Annotated in this window: 21 protein-coding genes; 12 read left to right on the top strand and 9 right to left on the bottom strand. The window is 70.2% G+C overall.

The genetic code is table 11. The features are described 5' to 3' along the window. Positions 1 to 37: 37 nt before the first annotated feature. Positions 38 to 898, bottom strand: coding sequence for a PfkB family carbohydrate kinase (locus ACTWP6_RS12990; protein WP_443187907.1), 861 nt, complete (start codon positions 896 to 898; stop codon positions 38 to 40). Positions 899 to 984: 86 nt separating this feature from the next. Here ACTWP6_RS12990 and ACTWP6_RS12995 point away from each other — a divergent pair, with 86 nt between their 5' ends. Genes ACTWP6_RS12995 through ACTWP6_RS13005 form a run of 3 tightly spaced genes read left to right on the top strand, consistent with a single transcriptional unit; the run spans position 985 to position 4,583 of the window. Continuing rightward, positions 985 to 2,232 carry a glutamate-5-semialdehyde dehydrogenase gene (locus ACTWP6_RS12995; protein ID WP_260754198.1) on the top strand — a complete coding sequence of 416 codons (1,248 nt, stop codon included), beginning with the start codon at positions 985 to 987 and terminating at the stop codon, positions 2,230 to 2,232. Positions 2,233 to 2,253: 21 nt separating this feature from the next. Then, positions 2,254 to 3,150 carry an AAA family ATPase gene (locus ACTWP6_RS13000; protein ID WP_260754197.1) on the top strand — a complete coding sequence of 299 codons (897 nt, stop codon included), beginning with the start codon at positions 2,254 to 2,256 and terminating at the stop codon, positions 3,148 to 3,150. Continuing rightward, positions 3,150 to 4,583: a vWA domain-containing protein gene (locus tag ACTWP6_RS13005; protein ID WP_443187908.1), complete on the top strand. Its 1,434-nt coding sequence runs from the start codon at positions 3,150 to 3,152 to the stop codon at positions 4,581 to 4,583. The genes ACTWP6_RS13000 and ACTWP6_RS13005 overlap by 1 nt, the downstream gene beginning before the upstream one ends. Positions 4,584 to 4,660: 77 nt before the next feature. Here the strand turns inward: ACTWP6_RS13005 and ACTWP6_RS13010 are convergent, their stop codons facing one another. Genes ACTWP6_RS13010 through ACTWP6_RS13025 form a run of 4 tightly spaced genes read right to left on the bottom strand, consistent with a single transcriptional unit; the run spans position 4,661 to position 10,237 of the window. Next, a complete protein-coding gene (locus ACTWP6_RS13010; protein ID WP_443187909.1) occupies positions 4,661 to 5,905 on the bottom strand; it encodes an NAD(P)/FAD-dependent oxidoreductase in 1,245 nt (414 codons plus the stop codon). Then, entirely contained in the window at positions 5,902 to 7,287 is a 1,386-nt protein-coding gene (locus ACTWP6_RS13015; protein ID WP_443187910.1) for an NAD(P)/FAD-dependent oxidoreductase, read from the bottom strand. The genes ACTWP6_RS13010 and ACTWP6_RS13015 overlap by 4 nt, the downstream gene beginning before the upstream one ends. Further along, positions 7,284 to 8,732, bottom strand: a complete 1,449-nt coding sequence (locus tag ACTWP6_RS13020; protein ID WP_443187911.1) for an FGGY family carbohydrate kinase — start codon at positions 8,730 to 8,732, stop codon at positions 7,284 to 7,286. Before ACTWP6_RS13020 ends, ACTWP6_RS13015 begins: the two co-directional genes overlap by 4 nt. Before the next feature lie 11 nt (positions 8,733 to 8,743). Beyond that, positions 8,744 to 10,237 (bottom strand): amino acid permease, encoded by a 1,494-nt coding sequence (locus ACTWP6_RS13025; protein WP_260754191.1) that lies wholly within the window; start codon positions 10,235 to 10,237, stop codon positions 8,744 to 8,746. 141 nt (positions 10,238 to 10,378) lie between these two features. On the opposite strand from ACTWP6_RS13025, the gene ACTWP6_RS13030 reads away from it, so the two are divergent. The 6 genes from ACTWP6_RS13030 to ACTWP6_RS13055 are packed head-to-tail and all read left to right on the top strand — an operon-like array spanning position 10,379 to position 14,466. Next, on the top strand, positions 10,379 to 11,107 hold the full coding sequence (locus ACTWP6_RS13030) for a GntR family transcriptional regulator (protein ID WP_443187912.1): 729 nt from the start codon (positions 10,379 to 10,381) through the stop codon (positions 11,105 to 11,107). A gap of 57 nt (positions 11,108 to 11,164) precedes the next feature. After that, positions 11,165 to 11,788: a nicotinate-nucleotide adenylyltransferase gene (gene nadD / locus ACTWP6_RS13035; protein WP_396885538.1), complete on the top strand. Its 624-nt coding sequence runs from the start codon at positions 11,165 to 11,167 to the stop codon at positions 11,786 to 11,788. After that, complete coding sequence (gene rsfS / locus ACTWP6_RS13040) at positions 11,785 to 12,207, top strand: ribosome silencing factor (protein ID WP_260758189.1); 423 nt, start codon at positions 11,785 to 11,787, stop codon at positions 12,205 to 12,207. The genes nadD and rsfS overlap by 4 nt, the downstream gene beginning before the upstream one ends. Then, entirely contained in the window at positions 12,204 to 12,881 is a 678-nt protein-coding gene (gpgP, locus tag ACTWP6_RS13045; RefSeq protein ID WP_260754187.1) for a glucosyl-3-phosphoglycerate phosphatase, read from the top strand. The genes rsfS and gpgP overlap by 4 nt, the downstream gene beginning before the upstream one ends. Beyond that, positions 12,871 to 13,626 (top strand): diglucosylglycerate octanoyltransferase, encoded by a 756-nt coding sequence (octT, locus tag ACTWP6_RS13050; protein WP_443187913.1) that lies wholly within the window; start codon positions 12,871 to 12,873, stop codon positions 13,624 to 13,626. The genes gpgP and octT overlap by 11 nt, the downstream gene beginning before the upstream one ends. A gap of 6 nt (positions 13,627 to 13,632) precedes the next feature. Next, the gene (locus ACTWP6_RS13055) at positions 13,633 to 14,466 is read left to right on the top strand and encodes a DegV family protein (RefSeq protein WP_443187914.1); all 834 of its coding nucleotides are present in this window, start codon (positions 13,633 to 13,635) and stop codon (positions 14,464 to 14,466) included. A gap of 72 nt (positions 14,467 to 14,538) precedes the next feature. Here the strand turns inward: ACTWP6_RS13055 and ACTWP6_RS13060 are convergent, their stop codons facing one another. After that, positions 14,539 to 15,594, bottom strand: a complete 1,056-nt coding sequence (locus tag ACTWP6_RS13060; protein WP_443187915.1) for an NAD(P)H-dependent amine dehydrogenase family protein — start codon at positions 15,592 to 15,594, stop codon at positions 14,539 to 14,541. 31 nt (positions 15,595 to 15,625) lie between these two features. On the opposite strand from ACTWP6_RS13060, the gene ACTWP6_RS13065 reads away from it, so the two are divergent. Then, complete coding sequence (locus ACTWP6_RS13065) at positions 15,626 to 16,432, top strand: SDR family NAD(P)-dependent oxidoreductase (RefSeq protein ID WP_443187916.1); 807 nt, start codon at positions 15,626 to 15,628, stop codon at positions 16,430 to 16,432. A 3-nt stretch (positions 16,433 to 16,435) separates the two neighbouring features. Here ACTWP6_RS13065 and ACTWP6_RS13070 read toward each other — a convergent pair whose 3' ends face one another. The 3 genes from ACTWP6_RS13070 to ACTWP6_RS13080 are packed head-to-tail and all read right to left on the bottom strand — an operon-like array spanning position 16,436 to position 19,241. Then, positions 16,436 to 17,428 (bottom strand): acyl-CoA dehydrogenase family protein, encoded by a 993-nt coding sequence (locus ACTWP6_RS13070; protein ID WP_443187917.1) that lies wholly within the window; start codon positions 17,426 to 17,428, stop codon positions 16,436 to 16,438. Then, entirely contained in the window at positions 17,425 to 18,570 is a 1,146-nt protein-coding gene (locus tag ACTWP6_RS13075; RefSeq protein WP_260754179.1) for an acyl-CoA dehydrogenase family protein, read from the bottom strand. The genes ACTWP6_RS13070 and ACTWP6_RS13075 overlap by 4 nt, the downstream gene beginning before the upstream one ends. Continuing rightward, a complete protein-coding gene (locus ACTWP6_RS13080) occupies positions 18,570 to 19,241 on the bottom strand; it encodes a hypothetical protein (protein WP_260754177.1) in 672 nt (223 codons plus the stop codon). The genes ACTWP6_RS13075 and ACTWP6_RS13080 overlap by 1 nt, the downstream gene beginning before the upstream one ends. A gap of 113 nt (positions 19,242 to 19,354) precedes the next feature. Here ACTWP6_RS13080 and ACTWP6_RS13085 point away from each other — a divergent pair, with 113 nt between their 5' ends. Then, on the top strand, positions 19,355 to 20,188 hold the full coding sequence (locus tag ACTWP6_RS13085; protein ID WP_443187918.1) for a ComEA family DNA-binding protein: 834 nt from the start codon (positions 19,355 to 19,357) through the stop codon (positions 20,186 to 20,188). 4 nt (positions 20,189 to 20,192) lie between these two features. After that, complete coding sequence (locus ACTWP6_RS13090) at positions 20,193 to 21,650, top strand: ComEC/Rec2 family competence protein (protein WP_443187919.1); 1,458 nt, start codon at positions 20,193 to 20,195, stop codon at positions 21,648 to 21,650. Positions 21,651 to 21,655: the final 5 nt, after the last annotated feature.

Consider the following 21,655-nt stretch of genomic DNA (forward strand, 5'->3'; position numbering starts at 1 on the left):
GGATTCGGTGCTCATCTGGCGCAGTCCTTCCGTCCGGTCAGGACGCCTCAAGCACGTCCTCGACAGCCTCACTGTAAGGGGCACAGTCGCCGGCACCGGGCACCAGCGTCGCCAGCGCCCCGGCCGCGCACGCTCGGGCCAGCGCGTAGGGGACGCCGCGCGGCCAGTGCGCGGCGAACACACCGGCGAACACGTCGCCGGCGCCGGTGGTGTCCACCGCCTCGACGGCGGGCGCCGGGATGTCCGAACGGCCCTCGCCGAAATGGGTGGCACCGCGGGCACCACGGGTGACGACCAGGTGCGGTACCCGGGGCCGGTCACCGTCGAGCCAGTCGTCGGACTCGGTTTCGTTGACGACGACCACGTCGACGAGGCCGGCCAGCGTCGCGATGTCGGGTGGGGCCGGGGACGCGTTGAGCACCACAGCCGCCCGGGCGGCACGCCCGACCCGGGCCGCGGCGACCACGGTGTCCATCGGGATCTCCAGCGACAACAGCACCACGTCGCTGCGGGCCACCACCGCCTGCACCGCCGGCGAACTCAGGTTCAGATGCGCGTTGGCGCCCGGCGCGACGACGATGCAGTTCTCGGCAGCGGCGTCGACCACGATCGCCGCGGACCCGCTGGGCCCGGGCACCCGGGTAAGGCCGTCCGTGCCGACGCCGTTGGCGCGCAGATGCGCCTGCAGTTGCCCGGCGGCGGCGTCGGTGCCCAGCGCCGCGACCAGCTGCACCGCGGCGCCGGCGCGTGCCGCGGCCACCGCCTGGTTACCGCCCTTACCGCCCGGCGAGGTGGACAGCGCCGAGGCCAGCACGGTCTGTCCGGCCCGGGGCAGCGCCTCGACGGTGAACGTGAGGTCGGCGTTGACACTGCCGACCACGCAGACCCGCGTCACCATGAGAGTCCAAGCTAGTCGCAGCGCGAGGGTGGACGCGTGTCGAATGCCATGCCGTTTGCCGACGGGAGGTTCGATACCCTGGCCTGATGAGCGTGCAGAACCCCGCCACCCCCGACTTGCGGCAGCAGGTTCACGACGCCGCACGCCGGGCCCGCCGGGTGTCCCGGACGCTGGCGACGTTGAGTGCCGACGTCAAGAACCGCGCCCTGCGCGCCGCCGCCGACCACGTCCTGATGCACACCCGCACGATCCTGGATGCCAACGAGGTCGACCTCGCCGCGGCACGGGCCGCGGGCACCCCCGAGGCGATGCTCGACCGGCTCGCGCTGAACCCCACCCGGGTGGACGCTATCGCCGACGGGCTGCGTCAGGTGGCCGGTCTGCCGGATCCGGTCGGTGAGGTGCTGCGTGGCCGCACACTGCCCAACGGTCTGCAATTGCGGCAGCAGAGGGTCCCGTTGGGTGTGGTCGGCATCGTCTACGAAGGCCGCCCCAACGTCACCGTCGATGCGTTCGGGTTGACGTTGAAATCGGGCAACGCGGTTCTGTTGCGGGGCAGTTCGTCGGCCGCGCAGTCCAACGCGGCGCTGGTGAACGCGCTGCGGGCGGCGCTGGCCACCGAGGGACTCGATGCCGACGCGGTGCAACTGCTGTCCAGCAAGGACCGGGCCACCGTGACCCATCTGATCCAGGCGCGCGGACTGGTCGACGTGGTGATCCCGCGCGGCGGCGCCGGGCTGATCGACGCCGTCGTGCGCGACGCGCAGGTGCCTACGATCGAGACCGGCGTCGGCAACTGCCATGTCTACGTTCACAAGTCGGCCGATCTGGACATGGCCGAATCCATCGTGCTGAATGCCAAGACCCGGCGCCCGAGCGTGTGCAACGCCGCCGAGTCGCTGCTGATCGACGCGGCCATCGCCGACGTGGCGGTGCCGCGGCTGACCGATGCGCTGGCCGCGGCGGGGGTCTCGGTGCACGCCGAGCCGTCCGAGGAGCAGTTGCGCTCCGAGTTCCTGTCGATGGACATCGCGCTGGCGGTGGTCGACGGTCTCGACGCCGCGATCGAGCACATCAACGAGTACGGCACCGGCCACACCGAAGCCATCGTGACCACCGATCTGGCTGCGGCCCAACGGTTCAGCGAACGCGTCGACGCCGCCGCGGTGATGGTCAACGCTTCGACGGCGTTCACCGACGGTGAGCAGTTCGGCTTCGGCGCCGAGATCGGCATCTCGACCCAGAAGCTGCATGCCCGAGGACCCATGGGTCTACCCGAACTGACGTCGACCAAATGGATCGTGTGGGGTGCCGGCCACACCCGTCCGGCCTGAGCCCCGAGGAGAGAAGCACCCGTGAGCGTTCCCGCACAGATCGTGCCGCTGTTCGCCGACATCGGCGATGTCGCCAAGCGGCTGGCCGAAACTGGTTATCTGCCCGACACTGCGACGGCCACCGCGGTGTTCCTCGCCGACCGGCTCGGCAAGCCACTGCTGGTCGAGGGGCCCGCCGGTGTCGGTAAGACCGAACTGGCGCGCGCTATCGCCCAGTCGACAGGCTCCGAACTGGTGCGCCTGCAGTGCTACGAGGGCGTCGACGAGGCCCGGGCGCTCTACGAGTGGAACCACGCCAAGCAGATCCTGCGCATCCAGGCCGGCAATGCCGGCGCCGGTTCCGACGGCACCGACTGGGACCGCACCAAGGACGACGTCTTCTCCGAAGAGTTCCTGCTGACCCGTCCGCTGCTGACCGCGATCCGGCGCACCGACCCGACGGTGCTGCTGATCGACGAGACCGACAAGGCCGACATCGAGATCGAGGGTCTGCTGCTGGAAGTGCTCAGCGATTTCGCGGTGACGGTGCCCGAGCTCGGCACCATCACCGCCGAGCGGCGGCCGCTGGTGGTGCTGACGTCGAACGCGACCCGCGAACTGTCCGAAGCGCTCAAACGCCGGTGTCTGTTTCTGCACATCGACTTCCCGGACCCGGATCTGGAGCGTCGCATCCTGCTCTCCCGGGTGCCCGAGCTGCCGGAGCGGCTCGCTGAGGAACTGGTGCGAATCATCGGCGTGATGCGGGGGATGGCGCTCAAGAAGCTGCCGTCGGTGGCCGAGACCATCGACTGGGGCCGCACGCTGCTGGCCCTGGGCATGGACACCGTCGACGACGAGGTGATCGCCGCGACGCTCGGCGTCGTCCTCAAGCACCAGTCCGACCAGATCAAAGCCGCGGGCGAGTTGAGACTCAACTGATGCCCCCGCGACGCACCCGCCCGCCCCAGCCGCTGGCGCCCCACGGAATTCCCGGCCACCTGGTCGAGTTCGTGGAAGCGTTGCGCGTGCAGGGGATCTCGGTGGGTCCGTCGGAGACGGTGGATGCCGGCCAGGTGATGGCGACGCTGGGGCTGGCCGACCGGAACGTGCTGCGGGAAGGCCTGGCGTGCGCGGTGTTGCGCCGTGCCGACCACCGCGACACCTATGACGCACTGTTCGATCTGTATTTCCCGGCGGCGCTGGGTGCGAGGACCGTGCTCGAGGATCCGGACGACGAGCCAGGTCTGCCGCCGGAGGACATCGAGGCGATGCGCCAGGCCCTGCTCGACATGCTGACCGACAACCAGGAACTGGCCGATCTCGACGAGCGGCTGGCGGCGATGATCGCCCAGATCGTCGAGGCCTATGGCCGGTACAACTCCAGCCGCAGGCCGTCGTATTCGTCCTACCAGGCGCTCAAGGCGATGAGCCTGGACGACCTGGAGGGCCGGCTGTTGGCGGGGCTGCTTGCCCCGTACGGCGAGGAGCCCACGCCCACCCAGGAGCAGATCGCCAAAGCCATTGCTGCGCAACGTATCGCGCAGCTGCGCAAGATGGTGGAGTCGGAGACCAAGCGGCGCACCGCCGAGCAGCTCGGCCGCGATCACGTGCAGATGTACGGGGTTCCGCAGCTGGCCGAGAACGTCGAGTTCCTGCGCGCGTCAGGCGAGCAGCTGCGGCAGATGCGCCGCACGGTCGGCCCGCTGGCCCGCATGCTGGCCACCCGGCTGGCGGCTCGGCGACGGCGTTCCCGCGCCGGCGAGATCGACCTGCGCAAGACGCTGCGCAAGTCGATGTCGACCGGTGGTGTCCCGATCGACGTGGTGCTCAAGAAGCCGCATCCGGCGCGTCCCGAGCTGGTGGTGCTCTGCGATGTGTCCGGATCTGTGGCCGGGTTCAGCCATTTCACGCTGCTGCTGGTGCACGCTCTGCGCCAGCAGTTCTCCCGCGTGCGCGTGTTCGCCTTTATAGACACCACCGACGAGGTCACCGAATTGTTCGGTCCCGACGCCGATCTCGCCGTGGCCGTGCAACGGATCACCCGTGAGGCCGCCGTCTACACCCGGGACGGGCATTCCGATTACGGGCACGCGTTCGTGTCGTTCCTCGACAAGTTCCCCAACGTGCTGTCGCCGCGCAGCTCGCTGCTGGTCCTCGGGGACGGCCGCAACAATTACCGTAACCCTGAGACCGATCTGCTCGCCCACATGGTCAACGCCAGCAGGCATGCGCACTGGCTCAACCCCGAGCCCAGGCACCTGTGGGGCAGCGGTGATTCCGCCGTGCCGCGTTATCAGGACATCATCACCATGCACGAGTGCCGCTCGGCCAAGCAGCTCGCCTCGGTGATCGACGCGCTGCTCCCCGTCTAGTTTCCCGCCGAAATCGCACTCCACGCGGTGTTTTTCGTCCGGAGACCGCGCGGAATGCAATTTCGGCGACGAGATGATCAGGCCAGCGACAGCGTGACCGGACCGCCCTTCGGGTCGGCACCGGCCACCAATGACCACGGCGCCCGGTAGACCCGCCCGGGCGCGGCCGGCCACGGGGTGCGTTTGCTCGCCAGCAGCCGGCCGTCCTGCATGGCGCGCAGCCGCGGCAAGCGGCGGTACTCGTCGGTCCACAAAAGCAGGTCGCCGCGGGCGGGGACGCCGCCGTCGGCGGAGACCAGTTGCGGGGCAACCCAACGCAGCGGTGCGTCGACGCGGATCGGGGTCACGGCCGGGGTCGGCGCGGCGTCGTCGCGGCGGCGCAGCCAGGACTGCACCGCGGGGGCGACGTGGCGGCCGTCGAGGGCGGCGCCGTCGGCGGTGTCCACCGGGTGCAGCAGGTTGCCGACCGCGAACACGCCCGGACGGCTGGTCCGCAGGGCCGGATCCACGACGGGGCCGCGCGTGGCGGAGTCCATCTGCAGTCCGCCGGTGCGGGCGAGCTCGTGGTCGGGGATCCAGTCGCCGGTGAACACCACGGTGTCACAGGCGATCTCACGACGCTGTCCGGTGGCGATGTGTTCCACGGTGACCGCGCGGACCCGGTCCTTGCCGTGAATGCCGACCACGCGGCTGCCGGTGAGCACCGGCTCGTCCAGCAGTATCCGGCCGGCCGACCGGAACGCGGCGTACGCCTCGGCACGGGGATAGCCGCTGATCATCGCCGCGGTGGCGCAACCGGCTTCACGCAGGGTGAGCACCGCCGACCAGCTGACCAGTTCGGCGCCCACGATCACCGCCCGGCGACCGACGGCGGTGTGGTGCACGTGCACCATGTTCTGCAGCTGTCCGGTGGTGTAGACACCCTCGGGGCGGTCGCCGGGCACCAGGCGGGCCGGGCGGGGGCGTTCGCGGGCGCCGGTGGCAAGGACGACCGCGTCGGCGGTGACGGTCCGCACGCCGCGCGGGGAGGTGATCTGCACGGTGCGTTCACCCGCCCACCCGGTGACCATCGCCTCGGTTTCCAGCACGGCCCCGGCGTCGCGGGCCATGTCGGTCAGACGCCGGGCGTAGGCAGGCCCGGAGATGAACCGGTGCAGGTCGCGCATGCCATACCCGAGATGGTCACTGTGCCGGGGGATTCCACCGGTCTGCGCCTCACGCTCGAGCACAAGGACTTCGCCGTCGACCGCGGGGGCCAGCGCGGCGGCGGCCGTGAGTCCGGACGGTCCTGCGCCGATGACGGCCACTGCGACGTGGTTCACCGCGCGGTTCCTGCCTGGAGCAGGGTCTGGGTGTGCGCGCCGCAGTAGAACCCCTGGCAGCGCCCGTTCATCACGCGGGTGCGCCGGCGCAGCCCGTCGAGGTCCGCGGGCGGAATCGGGGAGTCGAAGGCATCGCGGATCTCTCCGGCGGTGACCCGCTCGCAGAAGCAGACGATCCTTCCGTACTCCGCGTCGGCGGCGATGCGTTCACTGTCCTGGTACGGGCGCACCGCGGCTTCGCCGAGATTGGGCATGCGGGGCGGCGGTGGCAGGCCGTCACGTTCGGTGACCTCGACGCCGGCCCTGGCCAACAGCTCGGTGACGTACTCGGCCACCGCCATACCCGACGTGAGACCGGTGGAGCGGATTCCGCCGACGAGCACGTAGCGCTGCCGTGCATCGAGGTCGATGAGATAGTCGTCGTGATCGGTCGCCGCGCGCAGCCCGGCGTAGCTGGCGGTGACCTCCTCGTCGAACAGCGACGGCATCAACGCCCGTCCCCTCGAGATCAAGAAGTCGAACCCCTTCTCGGATGTTCCCGTGGCCGTGCGGTCTTTGAGGTTCTCCGATGTCGGGCCCACCATCACGTTGCCGTAGATGGTCGGGCTCACCAGCACACCCTTGCCGCGGGAAGACGGCACGGCCAGCACGATCAGCGGCACCATCGGCCTGGTCAGTTTGTCGAACACCAGCAGTTCGCCACGGCGCGGGATGACGGTGAAGCGCTCGTACCCGAACTCGGCGTCGAGATGGTCGGCGCCCAGGCCGGCAGCGTTGATGACCCACCGCCCGCGCACGTCCCCGGCGGTGGTGTGCAGCGTCGTGTGGTCGGGCCCGCGGTCGACGCCGGTGACCTGTGCACCGCGCAGCAGTCGCGCGCCCCGGGCTACCGCGTCGGTGGCCAGCGCCAGGTTGGTGGTCCAGGTACAGATGACCGATTCGCCGGGCACGGTCAGACCGGCCAGCGCGCCCGGGCCGAGGTCGGGAACCCTGCGGTACACCTCGTCGGCGGTGACGAGGCCGCATTCGCGGTAGCCGTTGCGCTCGGCCTTGACGATCAGGCCGGGCAGCGCGTCGGCCTCCTCCTCGGTCCAGGCCACCAGCATTGCGCCGGTGCGTTCCACCGGGATGCCGGTCTGTTCGGTGTAGTCGCCGAGCAGGTGGTAGCCCCTGGCCACCAGCCGGGATTCCAGCGTCCCGGGGGTGGCGTCGAAACCGGTGTGCAGCAACGCGGTGTTGGCTTTGCTGGTGCCGTCGCCGACATCGTTGCGGGCCTCGACCATCGTGACCGACAGGTCGGTGCCGGCCAGGGCCCGGGCGATCGCGGCGCCGACGATCCCGGCGCCGATCACGACGACGTCGGAGACGCCTTCGGAGGTCATGATGTGCTCTCCTCAGATGAATTCTGCTGTGTGGCAGCCGAATCAGCGGCACGACGCCAGCGGTGCAGGTAGTCGGCGGCGCGGTCGGCCGACCACCGCGGTTGGTAGGTCTGTGCGGGAACCCAGTGCCCCACCGCGTCCGCGACGGAGATCCCGGGGTCGAGTGCGAGCCGGGCACACGCGGCCGCACCGAGCGCGGTCGCGTGCAGCGACGGGTACACCTCGACCGGGATGCGAGCCAGGTCGGCCTGGGCCTGCATCAGGGCGGCCGACCGGGTCAGGCCGCCGTCCACGCGCAGCCGTGTCAATGGCCTGCCGAGGTCCGCCGACACCAGGTCGGTCAGTGCGGTCACCTGCGCGGCGATTCCTTCGACCAGCGCCCGTACCAACTGGCCGCGTCCGCTCGACAAAGTCATCCCCGAGAACGACGCGGTCGCGCCCGAATCCCACCACGGCGCCGCCAGCCCCGCCAGCGCCGGCACGCATAACACGCCGTCGCTGGATTCCGCTGCGGCGGAGTCGATCTGATCGGCCGACGGTACCAACCCGAGATCCACGGCCCAACGGATCGCGGATGCGGCCGTGTAAACCTGGCCGTCGATGCAGTACCGCGTCTGGTCACGTAACCGCCAGGCCACCGACGTCGTCAGCCCGGAGGTCGACCGCACCGCGTCGGACCCGAGCTGCGCGAGCAGGAACGCGCCGGTGCCGTAAGTGCATTTCGCCGATCCCGGCTCCAGACAGCTCTCGGCCAGCAGTGCCGCCTGCTGGTCGACGACCAGGCCGGTGACCGGCAGACTCGGGCCGAAAACCTCTGTGGTGCCTATGATCTCGTCGCTGGCGACGATCTGCGGCAGCGCCTCGCCGTCCAGGCCGAACAGCGCGACGAGGTCGTCGTCCCACTGCACCTTGTCCAACGACATGAGCAGCGAGCGGCTTGCGGTGGACGCGTCGGTGACGAACGCGCCGCACAGCCGGTGCACCAGCCACGTGTCGGTCGTGGTCACCACCCCGTCGCGGGTCAGCTGGGCGCGGATCCACGCCATCTTCGGTGCGGAGAAGTACGGATCGAGCACCAGCCCGGTCCGCCGGGCAACCTCGTCGGCGTGATCGGCGAGTGCGGCGCACAGGGACTCGGCGCGCCGGTCCTGCCACACGACCGCGGGGGTGAGGGGTTGCCCGGTGGTGCGGTCCCACGCCAGAACCGTCTCGCCCTGGTTGGCCAGCGCGACCGCGGTGGCGGTCACCCCGGCCAACTCGAGCGCGCGGCGTCCGGCGGTGACGACGGAATCGAACAGCGCCTCGGGATCCTGCTCGACGCCGCCGCCGGGCAGATAGTCCGGGCGCAGGGACTCCTCGGCGACGGCCAGGACGTGCCCGGCTGCGTCGACGACGACGGCCTTGGTTCCGGACGTGCCCTGATCGATGGCCAGGATGTGACCCATCGCGTGGTCCGTCACTCCCGCAGTTCGGCGTCGATGGAGTGCATGTCCGGCATCGACAGACTCTTCTTGCCGTAGCGGATCAGCAGGTAGCCCAGGTAGGCCGCCCCGATCGCCACCATCACGATGACGTAGGACCACGCCTCCTTGAAAGATGCGTCGCGGAACAGCGCCAACTCGAAAACCAGCCAGACCACCGCCACCACCAGGATCGGGGCCTCCCAGACGCCCAGGTCGAACTTGCCGTTGCTGGGCAGTTCCTTGCGCTTGACCAGGTACAGCACCACCGTGGACGCGTACATCACCGCCGGCAGCAGCGTCGCGGCGCCGAACAGGGTGAACAGAGCGGTCTCCGAGTGCGCGAAGATCGCCAGGATCAGCTGCGCCAGGCAGAAGTACAGCACCGTGGCCTTGAGGGGAGTATGGAACCGGGGCGAGATCTGACTCCATTGCTGCCAGCCGGGGAACCGCTTGTCGCGTGACATCGCCCAGGTCAGCCGCACGCCGGTGATCATGATGACCAGCCCGCACGCGAAGATCGCGAGCACCACCATCAACAGCAGCAGCGTGGCGACCACCGAGCCGAGCGTCTTGTCGATGACGTCGGCGATCGGCGTGCCGGATTCGGCCAGCGCCACCGGATCACCCGCGGCCAGCGTCACCGCCACCAGGAACACGAATCCGAGCACACCGGAGGCCAGCACGGCCTGCCACATCGCCCGCGGCACCACCCGCTCCGGGTCGTGGGTCTCCTCGGCGAGGTTGGCCGCGGATTCGAAACCGACGATCGTGAACGCGCCGAGAAGAAAGCCCAGCATCCACGGACCGGCCGAGGTCCAGTCGCCGAAGCTCCAGAACCCTTCTGCGGACACGGCGCCCTTGCTGAACAGGTTGCCGAAATCCATGTCGCCGCGCACAGCCGCGACAACCAGGAGCAGCGCGGTGAGCGCGACCATCCCGATCAGCTCCAGGGTGACCAGGCTGTTGTTCACCCGCTCGGCCCACGGGGTCGAGAACGCCACCAGCAGTGCCTGCAGCAGCAGCACGACGGCCGTCATCACCCACGCGATCGTCGGGGTGCTCTCGTAGTTCAGCAGCACCGGCAGGATCGTCGAGGCGATCGTGTAGTCCACCGCGCAGACGACGACCGCCAGGAACGAGAACGAGATCCAGCCGATGATCCAGCCCAGGACCGGGTTCGCCAGGCGCGACATCCACTGGTAGTGGTAACCGGTCACCGGGATCCGGGAGGCCAGCGCCCCCAGCACGAAGGCGACCGCGAGCTGACCGATCACCGCTATCGGCCACGTCCAGATGCCGACCGGACCCGAACTGTTGAGCACCGAGCCGTAGGTGGTGAAGATGCCCGTTGCGATCGACACGAACGCGAACGCGACCGCGAACGAGGCGAACTTCCCGGTCCGTCGTTCCAGCGACTCCTTGTACCCGAACTGGGCGAGGTCGGCGGCATCACTGCGCGAAGACTGCCGCGAAGACTGCTCAGACATCGATCGCTCCAAATCTATGGTCTAGACCATGTGGTTGAACCAGAGTATGGGTGTCCTGCGGCCCCGCGTCAACGAGGTCACACAGTGTTTACCCGGGACATCTTGACGACCGAAGTTCAGTTACGTCGCTACGCTGCAAAGATGCCCGCAGGCACGCCCCTGTACATGTCGATTGCCGCTGACGTCCGCGACTTGATCGCCACCGAAGCGCTGGGCCCGCACACGCTGTTGCCGTCCGAACGTGAGCTCGCCGAACGGCACGGGGTCAGCCGCATGACCGCCCGTCAGGCGCTGTCGCTGCTGGAGAGCGAAGGCGTGGTCTACCGCAAGCCGCCGCGCGGCACGTTCGTGGCCGAGCCGCGGGTGCGGTTCCATGTCGGCAGCTTCTCGGAAGAGGTCGCCCGGATGGGCCGGCGGCCGGCGGCGAAGTTGTTGTGGGCCGAACATCGGGTGGCCAGTCCCGCGGTGCGGCGCGCACTCGATCTCGCCGACGGCGCCGCCGTGCACGTCTTTCATCGACTGCGCAGTGTCGACGACGTTCCGTTCGCGTTGGAGACGACGTACCTTCCCGCCGACCTGACGCCCGGCATTCTCGACGTGACCGACGACGGCTCGCTGTGGGCGGTACTGCGCACCCGGTTCGGCATCGACCTGGCCCGCTCGACCGCGGTACTGGAATCCATCGTGCTCGATGACGCGACGAGCGCGCAGCTCGGTGTGCGGGCGGGCTCGGCCGGGACCCTGCTGACCCGGAACACCGAGGACAGCTCCGGGCGGTGTGTGGAGTACGCCCGCGACGTCTACCGCGCCGACCGCGCGGCGTTCGAGGTGTCCGAGGCGTTGCACGCCCATCGGCTCTCGGCTGTCTGAGGCCGCGCTCCCGTAAGCTCGCTATTCGTGCAAGCAGGCGGCCGACGGCGCAGAAGGCTGGGCGTGATGGGCGGGACCTTCGATCCCATCCACAACGGCCACCTCGTCGCGGCCAGCGAGGTCGCCGACCGGTTCGAGCTCGACGAGGTGGTGTTCGTGCCGACCGGCCAGCCCTGGCAGAAGCGCAGCAGGCCGGTGACCGCGGCCGAGGACCGCTATCTGATGACGGTGATCGCGACGGCGTCCAATCCGCGGTTTTCCGTCAGCAGAGCCGACATCGACCGCGGCGGTCCCACCTACACCAAAGACACGCTGCGGGATCTGCGGGCCCAGAATCCCGACGCCGACCTGTACTTCATCACCGGTGCCGACGCGCTGGCGTCGATCCTGTCCTGGCAGAACTGGGAGGAGATGTTCTCGATCGCCCGGTTCGTCGGAGTCAGCCGGCCCGGCTACGAACTCGACGGAAAACACATCACGGCGGCCATGGCCGAGCTGCCCGATGACGCCCTGAACCTGATCGAGGTGCCGGCGCTGGCGATCTCGTCGACGGACTGCCGCCGGCGGGCCGAGGAGTCGCGGCCGATCTGGTATCTGGTCCCCGACGGTGTCGTGCAGTACGTGGCCAAACGTAATCTCTATCGGAGCCCCAGCCTTGTAGGTGAAGGAGAGCACCCCTGACCGCCTCAGCCGAAGCCATCGACATGGCCACCGTCGCCGCCAGGGCGGCGGCGGCCAAACTCGCCGAGGACGTCGTCGTGATCGACGTGTCCGGCCAGCTCGTCATCACCGACTGTTTCGTCATCGCGTCCGGATCCAACGATCGGCAGGTCAACGCGATCGTCGACGAGGTCGAGGAGAAGATGCGCCGTGCCGGCTACAAGCCGGCACGCCGGGAGGGCACCCGGGAAGGTCGCTGGACCCTGCTCGACTACGTCGACATCGTGGTGCACATCCAGCACGAAGACGAACGCAATTTCTACGCACTGGACCGGCTGTGGCGGGACTGCCCGACAGTGCCGGTGGACCTCGACGTCCCGCAGGAAGACGCGCCGCAGGAGGCCGCGCCGCGGGATGACCTGCCGCGGGACGAGGAATGAGGGTTCGCCGCCTGGTCATGCTGCGGCATGGGCAGACCGAGTACAACGCCGGCAGCCGGATGCAGGGTCAGCTCGACACCGACCTCAGCGACCTGGGCAGGGAACAGGCCGTGGCGGCCGCCGAGGTGCTCGCCAAGCGGCAGCCGCTGCTGATCGTGTCCTCGGATCTGCGCCGTGCGCTCGACACCGCCGTCGCGCTCGGTGACCGCAGCGGCCAGCCGGTCAGCATCGACACCCGACTGCGGGAGACTCATCTGGGCGACTGGCAGGGCATGACCCACCTGGAGGTCGACGCCGTCGCTCCGGGTGCGCGGCTGGCATGGCGTGACGACGCGCGCTGGGCTCCGCACGGCGGGGAGAGCCGAATCGACGTGGCCGCGCGCAGCCTGCCGCTGGTGCAGGAGTTGGTCGCCCGGCAGACCGAGTGGGGGGCGGCCGGCTCGGAGCGCCCCGTGGTGCTCGTCGCGCACGGCGGCCTGATCGCTGCGCTGACCGCGGCGCTGCTGGGATTGCCGCCCGAGAACTGGCCGGTGCTCGGCGGCATGGGCAACGCCAGCTGGGTCCAGCTGGCCGGGCACACCCGCGCCGACGGTGACCCGGCGTCGTTCGCGGACATCCGGTGGCGTCTGGACGTGTGGAACGCCTCGGCTCAGGTTGCCAACGATGTCCTCTGAGGCACGGGCCGGTCGCCGCACGCTGCTGATCTTCTGCGACTCGCTGTCCTACTACGGGCCCACCGGCGGGCTTCCCTCAGACGATCCCCGGATCTGGCCGAACCTCGTTGCGGGGCAACTTGACTGGGGTGTCGAACTGATCGGCCGGATCGGGTGGACGAGTCGGGACGTGTGGTGGGCGGCCACCCAGGATCCGCGGTCGTGGGCGGCGTTGCCGAAAGCGGGCGCGGTGATCTTCGCAACGTCCGGCATGGATTCGCTACCGTCACCGCTGCCGACCGTGCTGCGCGAACTGATCCGCTACGTGCGACCTCCGCGCCTACGGCGTTGGGTGCGTGACGGATACGGCTGGGTGCAGCCCCGGCTCTCGCCGATCGCGCGCCCGGCCCTGCCTCCGCACCTGACCGTCGACTATCTCGAGATGACAAGGGCGGCAATCGACTTCAACCGTCCGGGCATCCCGGTGGTGGCATCCCTTCCATCGGTGCACATCGCCCCGACGTACGGGATGGCCCATCACGGCCGTGCCGGGACCGTCGCAGCGATCACCCGCTGGGCATCCGAGAAGGGGGTGCCGCTGGTCGATCTCAAGGCCGCGGTGGGCGAAGAGGTGCGCAGCGGTCGAGGCAACCCCGACGGCATCCACTGGAACTTCGAAGCCCATCAGGCGGTCGCCGAACTGATGATCAAGGGACTCGCCGAGGCAGGCGTGGACATCCCGGACGTCCCCTCGATAGGCGGCTGACGCTCCATGCCGGTCGTGGTCGTCAGCGACTCGTCCTCGCGCCTTCCGTGTGAGGAGCGCACACGGTGGGACATTCGCGAGGTCCCCCTGCACGTGCTGCTCGACGGGGAGGACCTGCGCGACGGGATCGATGACATCCCCTACGACATCCACGATCGTCCCAAGGTGACCACCGCCGGCGCGACCCCCGCCGAGTTGGTCGACACCTACCGCCGCGCCCTCACCGACAGCGGCGGCGACGGCGTTGTCGCCGTTCACCTTTCGGGAGCGCTGTCGAGTACCTACAGTGCGGCGGCGACGGCGGCCCGGGAATTCGGCCCCGCGGTGCGGGTGGTGAACTCGCGCTCGGCCGCGATGGGTGTGGGGTTCGTGGCGCTCGCCGCGGCCGACTGCGCACGCTCCGGTGGTGACATCGACGCCGTCGAGGCCGCGGCGCGTTCCGCGCTGACCCGCTCGCACGTGTTCCTCGTCGTGCACCGGCTGGACAATCTGCGCCGCAGCGGCAGGATTCGCACCACGGCGTCGTGGCTGGGCACCGCACTGGCCCTCAAACCGCTGCTGTGCCTCGACGTGGACGGCCGGCTGGTGCTCGACCAGCGCATCCGCACGGTCACCAAGGCACATGCCGCGATGGTGGATCGGGTGGCGCAGGTGATCGGCGACCGGTGCGCCGACGTCGTCGTGCACCACGTCGACAACCACGACGCCGCCGACGAGCTCGGTGCCACACTGACGCAACGGCTTCCGCAGCTCTCCTCGCTCACCGTCGCCGACATGGGGCCGCTGCTGTCGATCCACGTCGGGGCCGGCGCGGTGGGAGTGGCCCTGCAGGTGCATTGACCCTGTCCGCCGAAATCGCATTCCACGCGAGGGAACTCGCGAAATCGCACGCTGAAAGCAATCTCGGCGAGATCAGACCGCCGCCCGGCCGGTGATCGGCGGCAGGTCGGCCAGCGTGACGATGCCCGGCGGCGCGGCGACGACGGCGGGCACCGCGTTGGTCACCGGCATCGCCGTGTAGATCATGCCCAGGCCCATGATCCCGGGCTCGGTCCAGTCCTTGGGCGGCAGGCAGTGCAGCACGGTGCGCATGTTGGGCACTCCGAACACCTGGATCACGTGGCCGTGTTCGAGCGGTTTGGGCGGGGTGACGTGGTTTCCCATGATCCAGTTGAAGCCGACACTGACGATGTTGTGGTCGCCGACCCAGCCGCGGTGATAGCCGTGCACCCCGGCGACTGTGCCTTCCGGGATCTTCATGAAACCGAGGTCGCTGTCACCGGTGGCCGCGGTGAAGGTGACGTCGAAGGTGATTCGGTCCAGCGTGGCGCCGATCGCGTCGGCCATCATCGCGGCGGACTCGGCGAACACCTCACTCTCCCGCCGTACGCTCTCGGCCAGTCCCGGGGTGTCGGGATCCTGCGAGAAGCCCATCGCGGTCTGCGTGCCCGCCGACTCGTAGGTGGAGCAGTCCACCGACTCGGTGATGCGAATCTCGTCGACGCGCTCGCACGCCCCGGACAGGACCATTCCGACCAGGTTGCTCATGCCGGGGTGTGCGCCACTGCCGAAGATCGTGGAATTCCCTGCGGCGCATGCGCGCCGGATGCGGTCGAGGTCTTCGGGGGACTGCTTGCCCCCGGTGATCCAGGCGGCGCTGGAACACACGTTGACTCCGGACTCCAACAGCCGCACCAGCTCGTCGATGTCGGGCCACAACGGGTTGTAACAGCACGCATCCGCCTGCAGCGCCACCAGTTCCTCGATGTCGTTGGTTGCGGTCACGCCGGTTGGCTGCGGCCATCCGGCCAGCTCGGCAGCGTCGACCCCCACCTTGTCGGCGCCGTGCGCGTACACCCCGACGAGCTCCATGTCGTCGCGGCCGATGATCGCGTGCAACGATCGCCGTCCGATGTTGCCGGTGGTCCACTGGATGACGCGAAGTGGTCGACTGCTGGTGGTGGTCATGGGGTCAAGCTACTGCCTCTAAGGTGGCGGAATGGGTGAGATGGCGCCGGTGGCCGTGGTGACGGGTGCCAGCCGCGGCGCAGGACTGGGGATCGCGACGGCCCTGGCGGGCCGGGGATGGCGGGTCTACGGCACCGGGCGCACGGTGGCCGACGATGCGCCGTGGGGCACCGGGATGCGCGTCGATCATCGCGACGACGACGCCGTAGGGGCGCTGTTCGACCGGGTGGGCGCCGAGGCGGGCAGGCTGGACCTGCTGGTCAACAACGCCGCGGTGATCGCCGACGGGCTGGTCAGTCCGAAGCCGTTCTGGCAGAAACCCCGCGACCTGGCCGACGTGCTCGACGTCGGACTGCGGTCGGCGTACGTCGCGTCGTGGCACGCCGCGCCGCTGCTGATCGCCCAGCGGCACGGGTTGATCGCCTTCACGTCCTCGCCCGGCTCGGTCTGCTACATGCACGGCCCGGCCTACGGCGCACAAAAGGCGGGGGTGGACAAGATGGCCGCGGACATGGCGGTCGACTTCCGCGGTACCGGCGTCGCGACAATCTCGGTGTGGATGGGGATCCTGCTCACCGAGAAGCTGCGCTCGGCGTTCGACGGCAACCCCGACGCGCTGGCGGCGTTCGCCGAGCAGGCCGAGACGCCGGAGTTCACCGGTCATGTGATCGACGCGCTGTATCGCGATCCGGACCTGGACGGCCTCAGCGGGCACACCCTGATCGCCGCCGAAGCCGCTGCGCGCTACGGCATCATCGACGAGGGCGGCCGCACCCCACCGTCGCATCGCGAGATGCTCGGAGCACCAAGGGAACCCAGCTCGGTGATCGTGCGCTGAGCGCTACGGGGCGATCAGGTTCCACAACGTGTGCGGTCCGGTCTGGGTCGCCATGTCGGTGAGCAGCCCGTCCCAGTGGCGGACCGATCCGAACTCCGAACGCCATGCCAGCGCGGCGCGGGTGAATTCGTGCAGGCGGTGCTCACGGGTGGTGCCGATCGCACCGAGCACCTGGTGGGCGTTCCGCACGACCACCGACGTGGCGTGCCCGGTGCATGACCGCGCCGCGGCGACCAGGAACTCCACCCGGGGAGAGGACCAGTCGCTGTCGACGGCGACGGCGAGGGCCGCCTCGGTGGCCGACCGGGCCAGCGCGGCCTCGGCGGCGATGTCAGAGATCAGGTGTTGAACTGCCTGGAACTTCGCCAGCGGCCGGCCGAACTGGACACGCGCCGAGGCGTGCTCGATCGACAGTTCCAGCGCACCGTCGAGCGCCGCACAGACCTGGATGGCCCGGGTCAGCGCCGACCTCAATTGCAGCTGTGCGACCAGCCCGGCACCGACACGAACCCCCTGTAGCGACGAGATATCCACTGCCACATCGTCTCTGGGCTCACCGATCAGGTTGGCTCCCGGCGCGATGGTCACCGCTTCGACGGCCACATCGGCGGCCAGCCAGCCGGCGTCGTCCGGCCAGATGACGACCACACGGTCGGCCCGTGACGCCCAGGGCACCGTGCCGGCGGTTCCCGTCCCGTCCAGCACGGCCACCGTCCGCACCGCGGCGTCATACCGGATCCCGGCGGCGTCCAGCACCCAGCCCGCCAGCAGATCGTTCTCCGCCAGCGGTGCCCGCACGCAGTGCCGCACCGCCGCCGACAGCAGTTCGGCGGCCTCGTGCCAGCCGGCGCCACTGCCGCCGGACTCCTCGGGGCCCGTGAGGCGTACCAGGCCCAGCGCGTCGAGCCGGCTCCACAGGTCCTCGTCGGTGCCGTGTTCGGCGAACACGGCGTCCATCATCTCGGCCAGTGCGGGGTCGACCCCGGGCATCGTCATCGGATCCCCAATCCGCGTGCGATGACTCCGCGCAACACCTCGTTCGTGCCGCCGCGCAGGGTGAAGCCGGGACGCTGATCGACCGCCAGGTTCGCCATCGCCGTGAACTGTTGCGGCGCAGCGTCATCCAGCGAGAGGTGGGCGTACTCGGCGATGTCGCCCTCGGTGGTGGTGCCCAGCACCTTGACCACGGCCGCCGCCACGTCCGCGGATTCGTGGCGTTGCAGCGCGCCGGCCACCGCGGACGACATCTGGTGCAGCCCGGCGACCCGGGCCACCAGCCGTCCCAACTCGTCGCTGCGGGAAACCCGTTGTGAGGCGACGGTTTCGGCGCAGGCGTCGAGCAGGACGAACGTCGACAGGAACCGTTCCGGCCCGCTGCGTTCGAAGCTCAGCTCGGAGGTGACCTGTGTCCAGCCTTCGCCGATGGTGCCGAACACCATGTCGTCGGGCACGAAGGCGCCGTCGAGGATCACCTCGTTGAAGTGATGGGAGCCGTTCATCGAGACGATCGGGCGGATCTCGACCCCGTCACCGCGCAGATCGACGATGAACTGGCTCAAACCGGCATGCCGGTGCTGCGGATCCACCGGGGCGGTGCGCGCCAGCGCGATGAACGCGTGCGCCAGGTGGGCCCCCGACGTCCAGACCTTGGTGCCGGACAGCCGCCAGCCGCCGTCGACCCGTTCGGCGCGGGTGCGCACGCTGGCCAGATCTGACCCGGAATCCGGCTCGCTCATCCCGATGCCGAAGAAGCACTGCCCGCGCGCGATCCGGGGCAGGAACTCGGTCTTCTGCGCCTCGGTTCCGTACTTGAGCAGCGACGGCACGATCTGCCGGTCGGCGATCCAGTGTGCGGCCACCGGCGCTCCGGCGGCAAGCAATTCCTCGGTGACGACAAACCGTTCCAGGAAGCTGCGGCCGTGCCCGCCGTAGTCGACCGGGACGGTCATGCCGAGCCAGCCGCGCGCGGCGAGCGCGGCGGTGAAGTTCTCGTCCCATGCGCACAACCACGCGTCCGCGGTCGGGGTGAACGCGCCGGCGGCGAGCTGTTCGGCGAGGAACGCGCGGACCTCGGCGCGCAGACTGTCGGCCGCGGCGGTGTCGGCGGTGCAGGGCGGCACCAGGCGGGGCGGGGCCATCAGTCCACCGGGGTCTCGTCGGCGGGTGCCGACTGTGCGGCCGGTGCGGACGGTTCGGCGGGTGCGTCGACGGGCGCAGCCGCAGACGCGGGCAGGACAAGCGCGACGCCGAGAGCGAGGAAGAAGGCGGCGGTCAGGGTTCCTCCCAGATAGTGGTTCATCGGGCCGCCGGGGGAGATGAAGCTGCCGGGCGGGCCGATGATGGTGATCGTCTCGATCATCTGTTCCACCGTGAACACCGCTGCGGCGGTTCCCAGCCAGCGGGGGAGACGGCCCTCGTTGGCGGTCAACAGGATCGGGACGGCCACCAGGATGTTGGCGATCGTGACGACCGGCAGCCACATCGCCCCGATGTCGTCGAGGGCGCGCGCGGTGCCGGCGGTGACCTGACCGGGCCTCAGTTCGGGCCCGGCGGCGAACCACGCCGCCACGCACAGCTGGGCGGCCAGCAGTGCCGATCCGATGGTGAACAGATGCGCGGGCGGACCCGTCAGCCGGTCCCGGGCGAAGGCGAGTACCACGACCAGTGTGAGCGCCGAGGCCACCAGCAGCAGGGCCTCGATCCGGGCGACGCCGGCGTCGGGGCCGGGCATGGCGGGGAGCAGCAGCACAGCCGTCGCGTAGAGCACCGCGAACGCCACACCTGCGATCAACGGGGCTCGGCGGTTCATATCGAAGAGCAATGCTAGCCACCGTTGTCCCCAAAGCGGAGTTCATCCCCAGGTTGGTCCCAACGCCCCCGCATCGGCGCAGTGCTGTCGCCACGGGCGCATACGGTCGCGCCATGTCCACCGAAACGCCCGCCGAGCGGCTGCGACGGCGGATCGGCGCCGCGCAGGACGCCGCCGCTCCCGACGCTGAGGACGACGCCGAGGACGACGACGATCCGCCCGACACGCTGCTGTCACGGTGGTTGCCCGCGGCGGCGCAGGACGGGCCGTCGACGCTGCTGGCGAGGATCCGCGCCGATCCCGGCCGGGCCGGGGTCCTGGCGCTCTTCGTCGTCGGTGTGGCCGCGGTGCTGGTCACCGTCGTGACCCTGATCCGGGACAGTCCACCGGCGGTGGTGTCGGCCAAACTCCCGCCGGTGGAAATGGTGTCCTCGGTCGCCCCCACCGCGGGGCCGGCGTCACCCGGGCCCGCCGAACCTGTGGTGGTCAGCGTGGTGGGTCTGGTGCACACCCCGGGTCTGGTGACCCTGAAGCCGGGCGCCAGGATCGCCGACGCGGTGGATGCGGCCGGCGGGGCCCTCGACGGCGCCGACGTGCTCGGGCTGAACATGGCGCGCAGGGTCGCCGACGGCGAACAGATCGTGGTCGGGATCGCTGCGGCGCCCGGTCAGCCGGCCGAGATGGGCAGCTCGATCGTGTCCGAGCCCTCCTCGCCGGGGACGCCGTCGGCACGCGAATCCGTTTCGGCAACAACGGGAGTGGTCGACCTGAACACGGCCACCGCCGAGCAACTCGACACCCTGCCGGGCATCGGTCCGGTCACCGCGGCGGCGATCATCGCGTGGCGCGACGCCAACGGCCGGTTCGACAGCGTTGATCAACTCGGCGACGTCGACGGCATCGGCCCGGCGCGGCTGGACAAGCTGCGCACGCTGGTCCGGGTGTGACCCGGTGGACCTGCGCCTGGTGCCGGCCGCGCTGACCAGTTGGGCGGTCACGGCGGCGGGGATCGTGTGGCTCCAGGCGGGTGCGGCGGCTGCCGCGGTGGCCGCGGTCGGGGCCGCCTTCGCCGCCGGCTGGTGGGGGACCCGGCGGGCGGGCGGCGACCGGAAGCCGATCGCGGCCGGGGTGGCCGCGGTGGCGCTGGTCGGCGGCGGATTCGGGGTCGCGATCGCGGTCCGGGTCGACGCCGTGGCCGGCCATCCGATCACGCGCTACATGGGCTCGGACGTCACGGTGACCGTGACGCCGTCGGAGACACCGCGGGTGCTGGAGGGAGGCCGCACGCTGATCCGCGGCGCGCTGGTGCAGCTCGACGGCGGCCCGTCCTCGGGCGATGTGGTGGTGTTCGCGTCCGGCGCGGCCTATGCGAGCCTCACGGCCGGGCAGCCTGCGCGGTTCCGCGCGCGAGTCAGCGCTCCGAAGCGCCGCGACCTCACCGTGGCGGTGCTGGCGGCGCACGGTGCGCCGGTGGTGGGCGAGGCAGCGCCGATCCACCGGTCGGCTCACCGGCTGCGCGCCGGGTTCGCCGCCGCCGCGCGTCTGGCGTTGCCGCCCGACCAGGCCGCAATGCTGCCGGCGCTGGTGCTCGGCGACATGTCCGCGGTCCCGGCGCAGACCGCCGCGGAGTTCCGGGCCTCCGGGCTCACACATCTGACCGCGGTGTCGGGTGCGAACGTGACGATCGTGTGCGGGGCGGTGCTGTTGTCGGCCGCGCTGATCGGACCGCGGGCCGCGGTCGCGCTCGCCGCGCTCGCACTCGTCGCGTTCGTCGTGGTCGTGCAACCCTCGCCCAGCGTGCTGCGGGCCGCCCTGATGGGCGCCATCACGTTGTTGGCGGTGCTGTCGCACCGGCGCAGGCAGGCCGTGCCCGCGCTGGCGGCCACGGTGATCGCGTTGATGGTCGGCGCGCCCAGGCTCGCCGTGGACGCCGGGTTCGCGCTGTCGGTGTCGGCCACTGCCGCGTTGGTCGTCCTCGCGCCGGCATGGTCACAGCGCCTGGCCGGGCGGGGCTGGCCGAAGCCCCTCGCCGACGCGGTCAGCGTCGCCGTCGCCGCGCAATTGGTCACAGCGCCGCTGATCGCCGGCATCTCGGGTTCGGTGAGCCTGGTCGCAGTGGTTGCGAATCTGGTCGTGGCGCCGGTGATCCCGCCGATCACCGTGCTGGGGTCGGCCGCGGCGGCGCTGAGCCCGCTGTGGCCGCCGGGAGCGGAGTTGTTGATCCGCTTCACCGGTCCGGAGGTGTGGTGGTTGCTGGCGGTGGCGCGGTGTGCCGCGCGGTTGCCGGCCGCCGCGGTGGCCGTTCCGTCCGGCGCGGGCGGGGTGCTGTGTGTGGCGGTGGCGGCCGTCGTCGTTGCGGTGGTGTGGCATTGGGCGCTGTCGGCGCGACGTGACACCATCGTGCGGTGAGTCAG

Origin of the sequence: Mycobacterium sp. 4D054, assembly GCF_052245755.1 — a bacterium.
Lineage (GTDB): Bacteria > Actinomycetota > Actinomycetes > Mycobacteriales > Mycobacteriaceae > Mycobacterium.